General features: G+C 63.7%; 17 protein-coding genes. 6 read left to right on the top strand and 11 right to left on the bottom strand.

What is annotated here, in order from left to right:
* Positions 1-127: 127 nt before the first annotated feature.
* Positions 128-1,588 (bottom strand): flotillin family protein, encoded by a 1,461-nt coding sequence (locus AB4Y63_RS00225; RefSeq protein ID WP_441789014.1) that lies wholly within the window; start codon positions 1,586-1,588, stop codon positions 128-130.
* A gap of 271 nt (positions 1,589-1,859) precedes the next feature.
* On the opposite strand from AB4Y63_RS00225, the gene clpS reads away from it, so the two are divergent.
* Both clpS and AB4Y63_RS00235 read left to right on the top strand, forming a co-directional pair.
* Positions 1,860-2,168, top strand: a complete 309-nt coding sequence (clpS, locus tag AB4Y63_RS00230) for an ATP-dependent Clp protease adapter ClpS (RefSeq protein ID WP_441789015.1) — start codon at positions 1,860-1,862, stop codon at positions 2,166-2,168.
* A 31-nt stretch (positions 2,169-2,199) separates the two neighbouring features.
* On the top strand, positions 2,200-2,745 hold the full coding sequence (locus AB4Y63_RS00235; protein ID WP_441789016.1) for a DUF2017 family protein: 546 nt from the start codon (positions 2,200-2,202) through the stop codon (positions 2,743-2,745).
* 26 nt (positions 2,746-2,771) lie between these two features.
* Here AB4Y63_RS00235 and csrA read toward each other — a convergent pair whose 3' ends face one another.
* Entirely contained in the window at positions 2,772-3,161 is a 390-nt protein-coding gene (csrA, locus tag AB4Y63_RS00240; RefSeq protein WP_441789017.1) for a carbon storage regulator CsrA, read from the bottom strand.
* 46 nt (positions 3,162-3,207) lie between these two features.
* Positions 3,208-4,035 carry a sigma-70 family RNA polymerase sigma factor gene (locus AB4Y63_RS00245; RefSeq protein ID WP_441789018.1) on the bottom strand — a complete coding sequence of 276 codons (828 nt, stop codon included), beginning with the start codon at positions 4,033-4,035 and terminating at the stop codon, positions 3,208-3,210.
* A 302-nt stretch (positions 4,036-4,337) separates the two neighbouring features.
* Between AB4Y63_RS00245 and AB4Y63_RS00250 the strand changes: the two genes are divergently transcribed.
* Genes AB4Y63_RS00250 through AB4Y63_RS00265 form a run of 4 tightly spaced genes read left to right on the top strand, consistent with a single transcriptional unit; the run spans position 4,338 to position 7,569 of the window.
* Positions 4,338-4,829 carry a flagellar protein FlgN gene (locus tag AB4Y63_RS00250; protein ID WP_441789019.1) on the top strand — a complete coding sequence of 164 codons (492 nt, stop codon included), beginning with the start codon at positions 4,338-4,340 and terminating at the stop codon, positions 4,827-4,829.
* Positions 4,829-6,247 (top strand): flagellar hook-associated protein FlgK, encoded by a 1,419-nt coding sequence (gene flgK, locus AB4Y63_RS00255; RefSeq protein ID WP_441789020.1) that lies wholly within the window; start codon positions 4,829-4,831, stop codon positions 6,245-6,247. The genes AB4Y63_RS00250 and flgK overlap by 1 nt, the downstream gene beginning before the upstream one ends.
* Positions 6,248-6,250: 3 nt before the next feature.
* Positions 6,251-7,150, top strand: coding sequence for a flagellar hook-associated protein FlgL (gene flgL / locus AB4Y63_RS00260; protein ID WP_441789021.1), 900 nt, complete (start codon positions 6,251-6,253; stop codon positions 7,148-7,150).
* A complete protein-coding gene (locus tag AB4Y63_RS00265; RefSeq protein ID WP_441789022.1) occupies positions 7,147-7,569 on the top strand; it encodes a flagellar assembly protein FliW in 423 nt (140 codons plus the stop codon). The genes flgL and AB4Y63_RS00265 overlap by 4 nt, the downstream gene beginning before the upstream one ends.
* 157 nt (positions 7,570-7,726) lie before the next feature.
* On the opposite strand, the gene AB4Y63_RS00270 is transcribed toward AB4Y63_RS00265, so the two are convergent.
* The 8 genes from AB4Y63_RS00270 to fliN all read right to left on the bottom strand — a co-directional run bounded on the left by AB4Y63_RS00270 (position 7,727) and on the right by fliN (position 15,021).
* A complete protein-coding gene (locus AB4Y63_RS00270) occupies positions 7,727-8,743 on the bottom strand; it encodes a hypothetical protein (RefSeq protein ID WP_441789023.1) in 1,017 nt (338 codons plus the stop codon).
* A complete protein-coding gene (locus AB4Y63_RS00275; RefSeq protein ID WP_441789322.1) occupies positions 8,721-10,715 on the bottom strand; it encodes a flagellar biosynthesis protein FlhA in 1,995 nt (664 codons plus the stop codon). The genes AB4Y63_RS00270 and AB4Y63_RS00275 overlap by 23 nt, the downstream gene beginning before the upstream one ends.
* A 56-nt stretch (positions 10,716-10,771) precedes the next feature.
* Positions 10,772-11,824, bottom strand: a complete 1,053-nt coding sequence (locus AB4Y63_RS00280) for an EscU/YscU/HrcU family type III secretion system export apparatus switch protein (protein WP_441789024.1) — start codon at positions 11,822-11,824, stop codon at positions 10,772-10,774.
* Positions 11,825-11,868: 44 nt separating this feature from the next.
* Complete coding sequence (gene fliR / locus AB4Y63_RS00285) at positions 11,869-12,627, bottom strand: flagellar biosynthetic protein FliR (protein ID WP_441789025.1); 759 nt, start codon at positions 12,625-12,627, stop codon at positions 11,869-11,871.
* 3 nt (positions 12,628-12,630) lie between these two features.
* Positions 12,631-12,903, bottom strand: coding sequence for a flagellar biosynthesis protein FliQ (gene fliQ / locus AB4Y63_RS00290; RefSeq protein ID WP_441789026.1), 273 nt, complete (start codon positions 12,901-12,903; stop codon positions 12,631-12,633).
* A complete protein-coding gene (fliP, locus tag AB4Y63_RS00295; RefSeq protein WP_441789323.1) occupies positions 12,903-13,685 on the bottom strand; it encodes a flagellar type III secretion system pore protein FliP in 783 nt (260 codons plus the stop codon). The genes fliQ and fliP overlap by 1 nt, the downstream gene beginning before the upstream one ends.
* Positions 13,686-13,792: 107 nt before the next feature.
* Positions 13,793-14,323, bottom strand: coding sequence for a flagellar biosynthetic protein FliO (fliO, locus tag AB4Y63_RS00300; protein ID WP_441789027.1), 531 nt, complete (start codon positions 14,321-14,323; stop codon positions 13,793-13,795).
* Positions 14,323-15,021 (bottom strand): flagellar motor switch protein FliN, encoded by a 699-nt coding sequence (fliN, locus tag AB4Y63_RS00305; RefSeq protein WP_441789028.1) that lies wholly within the window; start codon positions 15,019-15,021, stop codon positions 14,323-14,325. The genes fliO and fliN overlap by 1 nt, the downstream gene beginning before the upstream one ends.
* Positions 15,022-15,023: the final 2 nt, after the last annotated feature.

Here is a 15,023-nt window from a genome sequence, read left to right on the forward strand (position 1 = left end):
CCGGTGGTCGAGCCTGTCGAGCGATGCACTGAGCTTGTCGAAGTGACCCCCGCCGGCCGACCTCTGCACGCGACCCGCGTTCAGAGGTCGACTCGCCGGATCTCGACAAGCTCGATCACCGAGCGTATTACTCGGTCAGCACCGGTTCTGCGGCATGCTCCGGCAGTTCGTGGCCGGGCAGCGCCTGACCGGCGCGCATCTCGCCCTGCATCGCTGCGGCCGCTGCAGAACCTGCCGCGTGACCGGACAGCGATCCGCCGACGAGCCCGCTGAGCAGATCCTTGATGCCCATGCCCATGGTCGAGGTGAGAACCGAGTCAACCTCGGTGAAGCCCGACGCGACGTTCTTGGTCAACTGGCTGGCGCCATCCGTGGAGATCACGGTCAGCTGATCGATGTTGCCCATCGGCGCGGCAAGTTCGTGCGCGATCTGCGGAAGCATCTCGACCATGCGCAACTGCAAGAACGCCTCTGACTGCTGCGCCAGTGCCTCGGCGCTCAACCGAGTGGCTTCGGCTTCAGCGGTTCCCTTGGCCAGAATGGCGTCTGCCTCTGCCTGACCTTCGGCACGGATGGCCTCCGCGGTGGCGACACGGCTGTCACGGTCGGCGTTGGCCGCGGTCACGGCTGCCTCTGCCGCGGCGGCAGCGGCAACCCTCACCCGGTAGGCATCGGCGTCGGCGACCGCGTTGACCTCGGAATCGAGCTCGGCCTTGCGCAGATTGGCCCGGCGCTGGGCGGTCAGTTCCTGCTCCTGCACGATGGCCTGCTGAGCCTTCGCCTCGGCGAGCGGCTTGGCCGCCGCAGCCTCGGCTGCTGCCTTGTCGGTGTCGAGCTGCAGGGCGGCCTTGCGAAGCGCCAGCGTGTTCTGCGCCTCGGCGACGGCCTGCTCCGCGCTGATCGCTGCTTCCTGGGCTTCACGGTTCGCCTGGTGCTCGGCGACCTCTGCCTGACGACGTACCTTGGCCTGTTCGGCACGACCGATGTCGCGGATGTAGTCGTTCTCGTCGGTGATGCCCTTGATCTCGAAGGAGTCGACATCGAGGCCCTGGTTGGCCAGAGACTCGCGAGCGGTCGCGAGTACCGAGGAACCCAACTCGTCACGCTTCTGGATGATCGTCATCACGTCGGTGGCGCCGATCGACGAACGGAGCGACCCCGACAACACTTCCTGGGCGAAGTTGTCGATGTTCTTGTCCTGCCCCAAGAAGCGCTGCGCCGCTGCCCGGATCGCCAACGGATCGTCGCCCACCTTGACGATCGCAACGGCTTCAACGGTCAGAGTGATTCCGTTCTTGTCCTGCGCAACGGCAGTGATCTCAATTGCCCGGCTTCGGAGGCTGATCTTGAAGGCCTTCTGGAAGAACGGGGTGATGAACACGCCCTGCCCGTGCACGACGCGCTGACCCGAGTGCTCGGTGGTCGTGCCGTCGACGACGGTCTTGCGGGACTTCTTGCCGGTGATGACCAGCGCCTCGTCGGGTCCGGCGTTCTTGTAAACGCTCTTCGCGTAGATCAGCGCAATCAGAAAGACAAAGAGGGACGCCCCGATAATGCCGGCGACTGGGCCAAACAGAAAGTCGAACATGTGTGGTCCTTTCGGTCCGCAGAGACACGGACTGTGGTGACACGCTGGGTCGATTCCGACCGCGTCGCACGATGAAAGCACCCCTGCCCCCACCCCGCTCCCCCAAACTACAGGGCCGGGCACGTGTCGTGACGGATGCTGCGGCATCCGCGTCAGGGTTGGACGCCCCGCCGTCGACCTGTCAGGCTGAGAAGATGACCGTGACGAGTGCGCATCCTGATGTGCGCGAAGACGGTTGGACGCCCCGCCGTCGACCTGTCAGGCTGAGAAGATGACGGTGACGAGTGCGCATCCTGATGTGCGCGAAGATCTGGGCGTCGACCTGCGTGAAGCGGTCGGCTTGCAGAGTCCCTGGGTGACGATCGTCTGGAATGATCCGGTCAACCTGATGTCGTACGTTTCGTATGTCTTTCGCAGCTACTTCGGCTTCACTCCTGCGGAATCCGAACGTCTCATGCTGCAGGTGCACAACGATGGCCGGGCCGTCGTCGCCACGGGCAACCGTGAGGAAATGGAACGCCATGTCGAGGCCCTGCACGGCTTCGGGCTGTGGGCAACACTGGCCAGGGCGGAACAGTAATGTCACAGAGCAGTGCCAGAGCGGAGCGATCATGAATGTCGAGCGGAGCACCGACGGTGGCCTCACCGCCTGGTTCGCGCCGGTCGAGGTGGAGCTGCTGCGCCTGGCAACAAGCCAGCTGGTCGAGCTTCTTTCGGGGGCCGACGACGACGGCGCACTGGACTCCGACCCGGCAATCCAGCGGATGCTGCCCGATGCGTACAGCGACGACCCTGAAGCGGCCGAGGAGTTTCGCCGCTTCACGGCAAGCGGGTTGCTCGATCAGAAAATCGAGAACGCCACCCTGGTGCGTGACACGCTCGCGAACGTGCAGGGGGTCGACGATCTGCTGCCCGACCACACCGAGTCGACCCGCACCGAGAACATCGAGTCACACGAGTTGGTCGTCATCGAGGGGCCGGCCGTGTTGAGCTGGCTGCGTGCCTTGACGGATCTGCGTCTCACGCTGGCCGAACGGCTGAAGATGTCACCCGATGGTGAGATCCACCTCGATGGTGAGGAGGCCGAGTTCTTGAACGATCTCTACGACTGGCTCGGCATGGTGCAGGAGTCGTTCATCTACGCGATCGACGTCTGAGCGTTCGACGTCTGAGCAGGCGGCACTTACGCGGTCGGCGCCTGAGCCACTGCCAACGACGGCACGGATGCCGAGGGACGAGGTCGCGGACGAACCGCGACCGGAACAGCGACCTCGACGGTCGCGTCATCCGCAGTCGCTTCGGTTGCGCTCGTCGGCGCGGAACCGGCCGGCGTTGCAGTGCCCAGAATGCCCCCCAGGCTTGCCTTAATGCGTTCTTCGGCGGAGTCGTCGGTGTGGCTCGCGGCAACGTTCGCCTCGGCGACGGCGCGCACAACCTCATCGCGCTGAATTCGCACTCCACGCGGAGCGTCGACCCCCAGCCGGATGCTGTCGCCGCGCACGTCGAGCACGGTGACGACGATGTCGTCACCGATGAGGATTTTCTCCCCCAGTTTGCGTGTCAAAACCAGCATGAGTTCAGCCTAACGCTCCGTCTCGAGCTCAATTGGAGCGGGCACCTCAGGACACGGCCTGACCGGGAGCGCTGAGGCTCGCCTGGGCGATGCGGTTGATTCCGTAGAGCGCGTGGTCGGCCAAGCGAGCGAGGTAGGCGCTGCGATTGGCTGGAGCGATCCGTGACTGCAGCACGTAGCTGTTCTCTTCCGCTTCAGAGTCTGCGTAGTGAGTGGCGAGGCCGTCACGAAGCAGTCGGATGGCCTCGGCGCGTTGCTGGGACACCGCCGAGTGCGTCGTGCCCAATTCGGCAGCGACATCCTTGACCGAGCGGTCACCGAAGTAGACCTGCTCGACAATGAAACGCATCTTTTCGGGAAGGGAATCGACCGCGGCACGGAGGTAGGCGAGGCGCTCGGCAGCAAGAAGTGTGTCTTCGGGCATCGCGGAATCAGCGACGAGAAACTCAGCGGTGACATCGTCAAGAGCCGACAGCGTGCGTGAGGCATCGGCCAAGCCGACGGCCGCGACGCTGCGGTCTACACCCAGTGCCGAAGCGATCTCGTCGACGTTCGGGGTGCGTCCGAGGTGGGCAGCGAGTGTTTCCTGAACGGCAAGGGTCTCTTTAATGCGGCGCCGTGCCGATCGCGTTGCCCAGTCTGCCGAGCGCATCTCGTCGGCGAACGCCCCAATGATTCGGCGCCGGGCGAATGCGCCGAACGGAATTCCGAGTTCGGGGTTGAATGCATCGGCCGAGGTGATCAGAGCGAGCGCGCCTGCCGAGGCGAGGTCATCCCTCGAGAGATGACGGGCTTTCGCCCAGACCTCAGAAACGAGGTAACCGACGAGCGGAAGGTTGTCCACGACCATCTTGTTGCGACGTTCCTGATTCAATTCCTTGACCCCTGTTTGCTCGCGGGCACGACCGTATGAACCGAGCCGATACGCTCGGTTTCTCCCTCATCGTGCACCTGAAAAAAAGCTGTGTACTGCCTTCCTCAAACCTACAAGCCAGGGTTTTTAAAACTTGAGATTTTGACCCCCATTACGGGGCAGACAGCGTCCTATCTTAGGGGGACACGATTATCCTGAATTTGCCGCTTACATCGACCATTCACCGGCCGATAGTGCCTGTTACGGGAAGCAAGTGACGTGGTACTGCCCCACCACCGAGGCCCCGATCAACCCCCGAGGAGGTGCCCTTGAGCATTCACGAACTCTCCGCAGTGCTGTGGAAAGAACGCGAGCTGTTGGAGCTCCTGGTCTTCAAGCTTGAGGTCGAACGACTTCTGCTCACCAGCGGAAAGACCCGCTGGATTCAACGTGCATCTGACGAAATCGAACAGGTCACCGGCCGCCTTCGCACCCTGGGTCTTGCCCGATCGGTCGAGGTCGCCGCCGTTGCTGTGGAGTGGGGCACCGCTGAAGATGCCACCCTGCGTGAACTGATTGCCGTTGCCCCCGACGGTGTCTGGTCCGAGATTCTCGAGTCACACCTTGACGGCCTGCTCGATCTCACCAACCAGATCCGTGATGTGCGCGACGCCAACGAACAGCTTCTGCGCGCGGCTTCACGCTCCACACAGGAGACACTCGCGGGCACCGTCATCTCGGCCAACACGTACGACGCCCGGGGGAACGCATCTTCTCGCCCCGAATCTTCCCGCCTCGTGGATAAGGACATCTAGTGAGCACTTTCAGCGGCCTCAACACGGCCTATTCCGGCCTTGTCGCATCCCGGACCGGAATCGAAGTCACCGGACAGAACATCGCCAACGCGAAGACAGCCGGCTACACCCGCCAGCGCGTCACCCAGGATGCGATGAATCCCCTCGCGGCGACCGGCCGCATCTCCACCCGGCTGGCCGCGGCCGGCCAGGGCGTCACCGTCACGGGTATCGATCGAATCGGGGATGTCTTCCTCGATGCGCGCGTGCGCACGACGTTTGGCTCCTCCGGCTACGCGAACGTTCGCGCCAACTCGCTGAGCAACCTCGAGAAGTCGCTCAATGAACCGGGCACGAACGGCATTTCCGCCCAGCTCGGTGACTTTTGGTCGTCCTGGCAGGACCTCGCAAACAATGCGAGCAAAGCGGCGGCCGGTGCCGTTGTGATCGAAGAAGCCAACGTGCTCGTCTCGCAGATCGCCGCCGGCTACAACGCGGTGGCCACCGAATGGAACGCGGTCCGCGGCAGTGCCGACGCCCAGACCAAAGAGCTCAACTTCGCTGCAAACCAGGTCGCAGAACTGAATGTGATCATTCGTGACACGCTCAGCCGCGGTGGTTCCGTGAATGAACTTCTCGATCAGCGCAGCCAGTACACCACCGCGATCGCTTCCCTGGCGGGCGGAACGGTCAACGAACGCCCGGACGGCACCGTCGACGTGGTGATCGGTGGCAACGTGCTCGTGTCAGGCGACACCGCCAACGCGGTCGTGTTCGGCGGCTCGTCGTCGATCGAGGGCACCGGAGTGACGCTTGAATGGGCGGATCACCCCGGGCGCCCGGTAGCGCTCAGCAGCGGCGAACTCGCCGGTTCGCTCTCGGTTCTCGCGCCCGCCGTTGCCGGCGGCAAGGGTGGACCGCTGGCCGAGGCGGCTGCGGAGTACAACAACCTGGCGACGAAACTGGCTGCACAGGTCAACAGCGTTCACAGCACCGGGTATAACGCCGCCGGCGTGACGGGGTTGAACTTCTTCACCTTCACGCCGGGAACGTCGGCTGCGCTCGGCCTGAAGGTTGTTCCCACACAAGGCGATGAGATCGCGCTGTCGGGTGTCAACGGGCCGTCAGTCGACGGGTCAAACGCCGACAAGATCGCTCAGCTCCGACTGGGTTCCGGCTCCCCCGACGCCATCTGGTCGACATTCGTCACCACCGTCGCCGTCTCAACGAAGAACTCTTTGCAGCAATCGAAGCTGGCAGACCTGGCAGCAAGCGCCGCGTCGTCTGCACAGCTCTCGAACGCGTCGGTGGATATTGACGAAGAGAACGTCAATCTGGTGATGAACCAGACCGCGTACCAGGCTTCGGCCCGAGTCTTCACAGCCGTCGATGAAATGCTCGATACCTTGATCAACCGCACTGGACTGGTAGGACGCTAACCGATGATCACTCGAGTCACGACGCAGACGATGATGAATTCGTCGCTGCGCAACCTGCAAACTTCGTCATCGGAACTTGCTCGTCTGCAAGATCAGGCCGGCAGCCGCAAAGCGATCACGCGCCCGTCTGACGATCCGTCGGCAACCGCAAACGCACTGGCCGTGCGGGCGGCAATCAATTCGAACAAGCAGTACGAGCGCAACATCAACGATGGCAACGGATGGCTGACCACGGCGGACTCTACGCTCGCGTCGGTCACCGAACTGATGAAGAAGGCGAAAGACTTGACCCTGCAAGGAGCCAACGACGGCGCCCTCTCACCGCTCGCCAAGGAAGCAATTGCCGTGCAGCTCGAATCGATCAGGGATGAACTGCTCGCCAAGGCGAATTCCACCTACCTCGGTCGGAGTGTTTTCGCCGGTACGTCGGATGCTGCCCAGGCCTTCGGGCCCGGGCCTGGCTACGCCTATACCGGCGGACAAGGCACCGTCGAGCGACGAATTTCCGACGGATCGACCGTTCGGGTCGATGTCGACGGAGCCCAGGTCTTCGGACCCGGAGCCGGAGCCGGAGCGGCTTCAATGTTCGGCGAAATTGATGCGATCGTCAGCGATCTGCGGAGTGGTGTCAACGTCGGCGCCCGCATCGCGACACTCGACACTCGTCTCGACACGGTTTTGACCGCTACGTCCACTGTCGGATCCCGCCAAGCAACGATTCTCGATGCGAAGTCCTCGAACCTGGACGGCAAAGTCGACCTCGAAGCGACACGCGCCGGCCTGGAGGATGTCGACATCAACAAGATCATCCTGGAGCTGAAAATGCAGGAAGTCAGCTACCAGTCGGCTTTGGCCGTGACCGCCCGCACCCTGCAGCCGACGTTGATGGACTTCCTCCGATGAGCACGGCTGAACTGAGCGCAGCTGATGCCGGTGCGACCACCGTTCTGAAGTTCGTCGCTCCGCCGTTCGGGCTTGAACCGCTTCGCGATTTCACCCTGGATGCGGTCGAAGGCAGCATCGGTCTCTACTCACTGCGTCCTGACGGCTTTCCGGACACACGACTCTTTCTGCTCGATGCAGCGGTTCATCTCACTGATTACCAGCCCCTGCTGTCTGATGAGCAATGCGCGTCAATCGACCTCACCGCCGTCGAAGACGTGGCTGTCTTTGTGGTGGTGAACCCGAGCGACGAAGAGTCAACGGTGAATCTGATGGCGCCGATCGTGGTGAACCAGAACACCGGTGTCGCCGCGCAGCTGATTCTTGACGATCCGACTTGGCCGCTCAAGGCTCCTCTGGCGTCGCTCGTCACCCGCTAGCGCACCGTCGCCGTCTCGGCGGTCGTGTCTGTCGAGCCCGCACGAAAGCAACTGGGCGTGCGCAATCCCGCTGGGCGTGCGCAAACTCCCACGCCAGGCGGGATTCCCCACGCCAGCTTCGTCCACCGACCGATCTCGCGGCCCGGGACTCGGTCGACTAACCGCCGAGCAGAAGCCCGTCTGCCCATCCCACCGGGACTCCCAGATCCTTCACCGACTCCGGCGTCAGAGTGGTTGCCAGTCCGAAGGCCGCGACGGCATGGATATGCACCATCGACGCGAGGTTCTGCACCCACAGACGGGTGTCCTCATGCTTTCGCCCTGCATCGACAACCACCCAGATCTGGTCGGCCCCAATACTGCGAACTGCGGCTGCCACGTCTGTGCCCGGTTCGACCCCGTAGGCGACGAAGACGCTGCATCCGTTCTGCACTCCGTCGGCACGCGCGTGTGCTGCCGACCTCGGGTCAGACACCGTCAAGGCGCTCTTCAGAGTGATCGTCCCGCCGACGCAGACGGCGGAGAGACCGAAACGGCCTGAGAGTGAGTGGGCGACGCGCAGCGCGTCGGTGCGCAGGCCGACGAGCAGCACGAGATCGCCTGCCGCCCGCGACGGGAGCGGAGGGGTCTGGGCCTGATCCGGTGCCGGAATCGGTGTGAATTGAAGGGCCGGCGGCGGAAACTGAACTGACGCCGGCGACGACGAAGTCTCGGGATGCAGAGCGGGCGACGGGAGCGCGGTCAGACTGAGCTGTTGCCCCGGCAGGTCCGGCTCATCGCCGGGGGCGACCCTCGCCGACAGCTCGTCGAAGAGTTGGTCGAATCGTGCGGAACTCGTCGAGAGCGTCATCGGCTCCGCCAGACGGTCTTCCGCCTCATCGGCGTCCGCCAAGAGAGCGGCGATCCCCGACCGACTCGGCAGCACCATTCCGTGAACAGTGTTGGGCGTCGCCGCACCCGAAGCGGCTTGGGCCGACTCCCCCGGTACTCGGATGACCTGTGGCGTCGGAACTTCGACGGTCACTTCGAAGTAGCGCTTGGCCAGAAACCCACCGATTCCGCCTTGGACCACGCTCTCGGCTTTGATGATGCGGGCCGCAGATCCGTGCTCGGCGATCACCTGGGCCCTCAAGGCCTCCAGGCTCTCGCCTTTAAGCAGTAAGTGCGTCGTCACGGCGCACCACCCCCACAGTTTCGATCTGGATATTGGACACTGTCGCCTCCTGATAGGAGAGAACCGGGATCCCGTTCACCTGGGCGGAGACGAGCCGGCGCAAGGCCGGGCGCAGCGTCGGGGCGCAGACCAGAACAGCCGAGAATCCTTGCGGCTCGATTGCGGCCAGTGCCGCCTTGAGTGAGCCGACCACCGTCTCGATCCGGTCCGCGTCGATCAGAATCTGGCTGCCGAACTCCGTGGGCCGAAGCCCTTCGACGAGCGACTGTTCAAGCACCGGGTCGATCATGATGACACGCAGCACACCGTCGTCGAGGTACTGCGCCGAAAGTGCCGGGCCGAGTGCCTGACGTGCGGCTTCGATCAGCCCCTCCGGGTCCACCGACACCTTGGCCCGCAACGACAGCGCTTCGTAGATGCGTGCCAGGTCGTTGATCGGCACCTTTTCGGTGAGCAAGCCCTGCAGCACCCGCTGCAGTTCGGACAGGCTGAGGGGCGACGGTGTCAGTTCGTCGACGGCCGACGGGTTCACCGCCTTGACGCTGTCGGTGAGCACCCGCACATCCTCACGCGAAAGCAACCGCGCAGCGTTGTCAGTGATGACCGCAGACAGGTGGGTGACGACGACCGACACCCGGTCAATGACGATCGCTCCGGTCATTTCGGCAGCGTGACGCATCTCACTCGGCACCCATTTGCCGGCCAGCCCGAAGACCGGCTCAACGGTCACCTCACCCGGGAGACCGTCGAGAAAGTCGCCGAGGGCGAGAATTTTGCCGGGCGGGGCGATTCCGCGACCGACCTCCACCCCCGCGATGCGCAGAGAGTAGGTCGAGAGCGGAAGCTCCAGATTGTCGCGGGTGCGCACCGGGGGCACCACGAAACCCATATCCATCGCGATCTTCTTGCGCAGCGCCTTCACCCGGGCCAGCAGGTCGTCACTCGCCCCCGACACAAGATCGACCAGGTCGGGCGCGAGAAGAATTTCGAGCGCGTGCACCCGCATCCCGTCGATGATGTCCTCGGTCGTCTCGGGCCGTGGCGCGCTCTCCAACCGGGCGGTGGCGTCGGCATCCCGGCCGGCCTTGGCTTCAGCAGACCTGATTCGCTGAGCCATGATGATCAGAAAGGTGCCGACCAGGATGAACGGGATGATCGGCATGCCAGGGATGAAGCCCATCACGATGGCCGCGCCGCCCGCGATCAGCAGCGCTGTGCGCGACTGGCCGAGCTGTTTCGACGCCGTCGAACCCATGTCTTCCTCGGCGTTCGACCGGGTGACGATCATGCCGGTCGAGACGGCCATCAGCAACGCGGGGATCTGGGTGACCAGGCCGTCGCCGATGGTCAGCAACGTGTAGGTGTTCACCGCATCGCCGATCTCCATGCCACGCTGCAGCATGCCGATGGCGATACCGCCGATCACGTTGATGATGATGATGATGATTCCGGCAATCGCGTCACCCTTGACGAACTTCGAGGCGCCGTCCATGGCACCGTAGAAGTCGGCCTCGGCCGAGACGTCGGCGCGACGCTTGCGCGCCTCGACGTCGGTGATCAGACCGGCGTTGAGGTCGGCGTCGATCGCCATCTGCTTGCCGGGCATCGCGTCGAGGGTGAAGCGCGCGCCGACCTCGGCCACTCGCTCGGCACCCTTGGTAACGACGACGAACTGGATCACAACGAGGATCAGGAAGACGACGGACCCGATGATGATCGAGCCGCCGACGGCGACATGACCGAATGCTTGAATCACCTGGCCGGCATAGCCGTCACCGAGCACGAGCCGGGTCGAGGCGACGTTCAGGCCCAGCCGGAAGAGTGTCGCGACGAGCAGCAGCGAAGGAAAGACCGAGAAGTCGAGCGGCTTCTTCACGAACATCGTCGTCAGCAGGATCACCAGCGCGAGCACGATGTTCACGATGATCAGCACGTCGAGAATCGGCGCCGGTGTCGGAACAATGAGCAGCATCAGAATGCCGACCACACCGATCGGAACGGCGATCTTTGACAGGTTGCGGTTGTTCACTATTTTCCTCCGGAACTGAGGGTGGGGACAGTCATGCTGTGCACGCCGGAAGCGGCGCCACGACGTTTCAGTGCTGCGACGAAAGTGAGAACTCGAGCGACAGCGTTGTAGAACTCGACGGGTATCTCGTGCCCGACCTCGCAGGCGGCGTGGAGCGCCCGGGCGAGCGGGATGTCGGAAACCATGGGCACGTTCTCGGCCGCCGCTTCTTCACGGATGCGGGTGGCATTGTGCCCTGAACCTTTGGCCACCAGGCGCGGCGCCGACTTGCCGGGCTCGTATTTGAGAGCCACGGCGACGTGGGTGGGGTTCACGATCACCACATCGGCGGTGGCGACGGATGCGATCATCCGGTTGCGGCTCATCTCGAGCTGACGCGAACGCCGCTGCGACTTCACCAAGGGGTCGCCGTCGGAGTTCTTGTTCTCGTCTTTGACCTCCTTCTTCGTCATCCGGGTCTGCTTGCGGTTGCGCTTCATCACGACGAAGACGTCGGCTGCGGCAAGCAGGAGCCCGGCGGCCACAGCCGAGATCATCAGGGAGGAGGCGCCCGCGGACGCTGCGGCGACGATGGCTTGAACGCTCAACCCACCCGACGTCATCAAGACGGGCATCAGCCCCTGGATGACGGCGTACAGAACGAGGCCGACCACGGCGGTCTTCAGCAGGGTTTTCAGTCCCTGCCACAGTGCCTGGGTGCCAAAAACCCGGGCGATGCCCTTCACCACATCGAACTGTTCGTACTTGCCCGTGAACTTCTTCACGTGCACGCCGCCCTGGGCGACGGATCCCACGAGAACCGCCACCACGACCGCGGCGAGCATCAGGGCAATGGTGGGCATGATCGACGACAGCCCGTCGTTCAAAGCGGTGAGCACACCGGCGATCTCCGGCTCCTTGGCCACGGCGCCGACGGTGAACATTTGGTGGGTGGCTGCTGTCGCTCCCGCGGCAATGGTGGCGGGCAGCATGATCACCGCGGCACCGACACCGAGCCATGCCGTCACGTCCTGAGACTTCTGAAGTTTGCCCTTCTCGCGGACTTCCTTCATCCGCTTCTCAGTGGCGTCCTCTGTTCTTTCCGAAGCGTCAGACACTATTTCACCCCCGACATCATGCGTAGGGCATCGTCGGTGAGCGAACCGACGACGTCGGGGAGGGCGGCAATAACGAGGCCGCCCAGGGAAAGGGTCAACAGCACCTTGAGCGGGAAGCCCATGGCGAAGGCGTTCAGGGCCGGAGCAACCCGGGTCAGCAATCCGAGACCCGCGTCGGCGAGAAACAGAACAACAATGAGCGGGCCGGCAATCTGCACCGCTGAGAGGAACATTTGAGAGAGGCCGGTCACCATCAGTTGAGCCGGGTCGGCGAGGTTCATGCCCCCACCGAGCGGAAGCGCGTCGTAGCTGCGCACAAGTCCACCGATGATGAGCTGGTAGCCGCCCGAGGTGAACAACAGGGCGAGGGCGATCATGTGAAAGAGACGGCTGAATTGAGCGCCGTTGATCTGGCTGCCCGGATCGAAACCCTGCGCCATTTGAAAGCCGCCGAACATGTCGATCAGGTTTCCGGCGGACTGCACGGCGCTGAAGACGAGAAAGACCAAGAAACCGAGTGTCGCCCCGACCAGAAGTTCGAGCACAAGCGCGCCGAAGAATCCGGCGGTGTCGAGCGACTGGTAGCCGGGGACCACCCGCGGCGCCACGGCAACGCCGAGGCCGAGGCCGAGCATCGCTTTGATGCGCGCGGGGATCGCCCGGTACGAGAACGGTGGCGCAATCACGATGAATGCGGTCATGCGCACACTAGCGAGCATGACGGCTTCGATCCACGACAGGTCGAGGGGGATGTTCATGCATCAGCCACCAAGCAAGGCGGGGATCTTGTCGAACATGGCGTGGGTGAACGACACGATTTCGGCGATCATCCAGTGCCCGGTGATGACCAGGGCAATGGAAACGGCGATCGCCTTCGGCACGAAGGAGAGCGTCACCTCCTGAATCTGGGTGATCGACTGGAAGAGCGAGATTGCGAAGCCCACCACGAGTGCGGTGATGAGCATCGGAGCGGCCAGCTTGCCGGCAACGATGAGTGCCTGCAAGCCGATGTCGAGAACGGCGCTGCTGTCCATTATTGATAGCTCTCAATCAACGACGTGAGGATGAGCGCCCAGCCGTCGACCAGGATGAACAGCAAGATCTTGAACGGCAATGAGATCATCACGGGCGGGAGCATCATCATGCCCATCGACATCAGCGCCGCGGAGACGACGAGGTCGATGACGAGGAACGGGATGAAGATCACGAACCCGATGATGAACGCGGCGCGGAGCTCCGAGATCATGAAGGCGGGCACCAAGGTGATCAGGTCGACATTCGCGACGCTGTCCGGGTTCTCCGCACCGGCTGCGCGCAACATCAGCGCCAGGTCTTCCTCACGGGTGAAGTGCAGCATCCACTCGCGGAGCGGTGCTGAACCGGCGGCGATGGCGTCGGCGAAATCCAAGGTGCCGGCGAGATACGGCTGAACCCCCAGGGTGTTCACCTCGGTCAGGACCGGCCACATGATGAACAGCGTGAGAAACATCGCCAGTCCGGCGAGAACCTGGTTCGGGGGGATCGACGGCAGGGCCAGGGCGTTTCGTGCCATCGCCAAGACCACGAAGACCTTGGTGAAGGATGTCATCATCAGCAGCAATGCCGGCGCGACGGAGAGCAGCGTGATCCCGATCAAGGTCACGATCGCCGACGATGGAGTGCCGTCCGGCCCGTTGATCTCGAGCGAAACGCCTCCGGCACCGCCGGGCGTGGTCGGACCGATCGGCTCGCCCGGATCGCCAGGGGCAGCAAAGCTCGGCCCCGCATTCAGCATGACGATCGCTGAGACGGCAATCAGCACAATCGCCGCATACATTGCCCAGCGCAGCACGCGGTCACTCCGCAGCGCACGGTCGGCAGGCAGCATGGTGTCTGTCCGAAGCACAGTGTTCGACCTGGGCGCCAGCGCCCTGGTGAATGGCACTATTTCAGTCCTTGCCTCAGGGCGGCGAAGGAGAGCTTCCATGTCTCTGCCGAAAGAATTGACCCGCGGAGCATTCCTTGCGTTGCGGGTGTACGAATAAGGTCGCGGCGACGGCCGGGTTGCCCGTCAGCACCGAGCAGGTCAGCGCCCGATGGAGGGGAATCCAGTGGTGCGGCGTCGAGCGGTGCTGCGCCCAGTGGTGCTGCGCCCAGTGGTTCTTTGTCGCTGGCCGAAGCCAGAGCCAGCGCGAAGTTCTCGGCAGGCTGCAGGGTGACCATCGGGTCGCTGTCACGTTCGTAGAGCACGTTGACGCTTTGCTCGGTGACGCCGAGCACGAACCGCTTGCCCTCAGCCTCGATGATCACGACTGAGCTTTTCGGCGACAGACCTTGCCGGGAGACGACTCTGATCGGGTTGGCCACCTGTGCGGCGCGCGACGATTTCGTCAACCGTTTGTGCGCGTACCAGATGACGCCGAGAACAGCGGCGAGCGAGACGATGACCCGCAGCGCCAGGAAGACGGTGTCCACTAACTGAGGCTGTCCGGTACGTCCATGATCTTCGTCACGCGCACGGCGTAGTCCTGGTCGACGACGACAACCTCGCCGTGGGCGATCAGTCGGCCGTTCAGCAGGATGTCTGCCGGTGCTCCCGCAGACCGGTCGAGTTCGACGACGGCACCGGGCTCGAGAGCGAGCACATCGCGTACCGACATCCGGGTGCGCCCGATTTCGACCGTCAAGGTCATCTCAACGTTGTTGATGCGTCCGAGCTTTCCCGAGATGGGCTCGGTCGACACGACCCGGCTGGCCGTCAGGTTCTCGCGCACGCGGATTGCGAACCAACCGACGGTTTCGTCGCCGTCCTGCAGGGTGAAGACGGTCGTGTCGGTGTCATTGAACAGGTCTGCGGCGTCGTCGACGCGGGCGGCACCGAGCACGCCGTGCCCGAGTGTCGCTGCAGCCGCCTCGAGTGACGGGCGCAGGATGTCGCTGATGGCGACACTTGTCGCCCCCTCGCTTGTCGCCAGGCCAAGCGGCTCAATGTCGACCAATGCCACGGCCAGGTCTGCCGACAGCGAGCCGACAACGGTCGCCTGCACGGCCCCGGAGACCTCGGAACCGAAGCGAATGTTCGTCTTCCGCGGCGCTGCACGCAACTCGGCGCCGTTCGGGATGAGTGCGGCCAGCGCGGCGGCGGCGTCGGCATGCAGGGTGGTGCTCGGCATAA

The organism is Leifsonia sp. YAF41 (assembly GCF_052113185.1).
Classification (GTDB): Bacteria; Actinomycetota; Actinomycetes; order Actinomycetales; family Microbacteriaceae; genus Cryobacterium.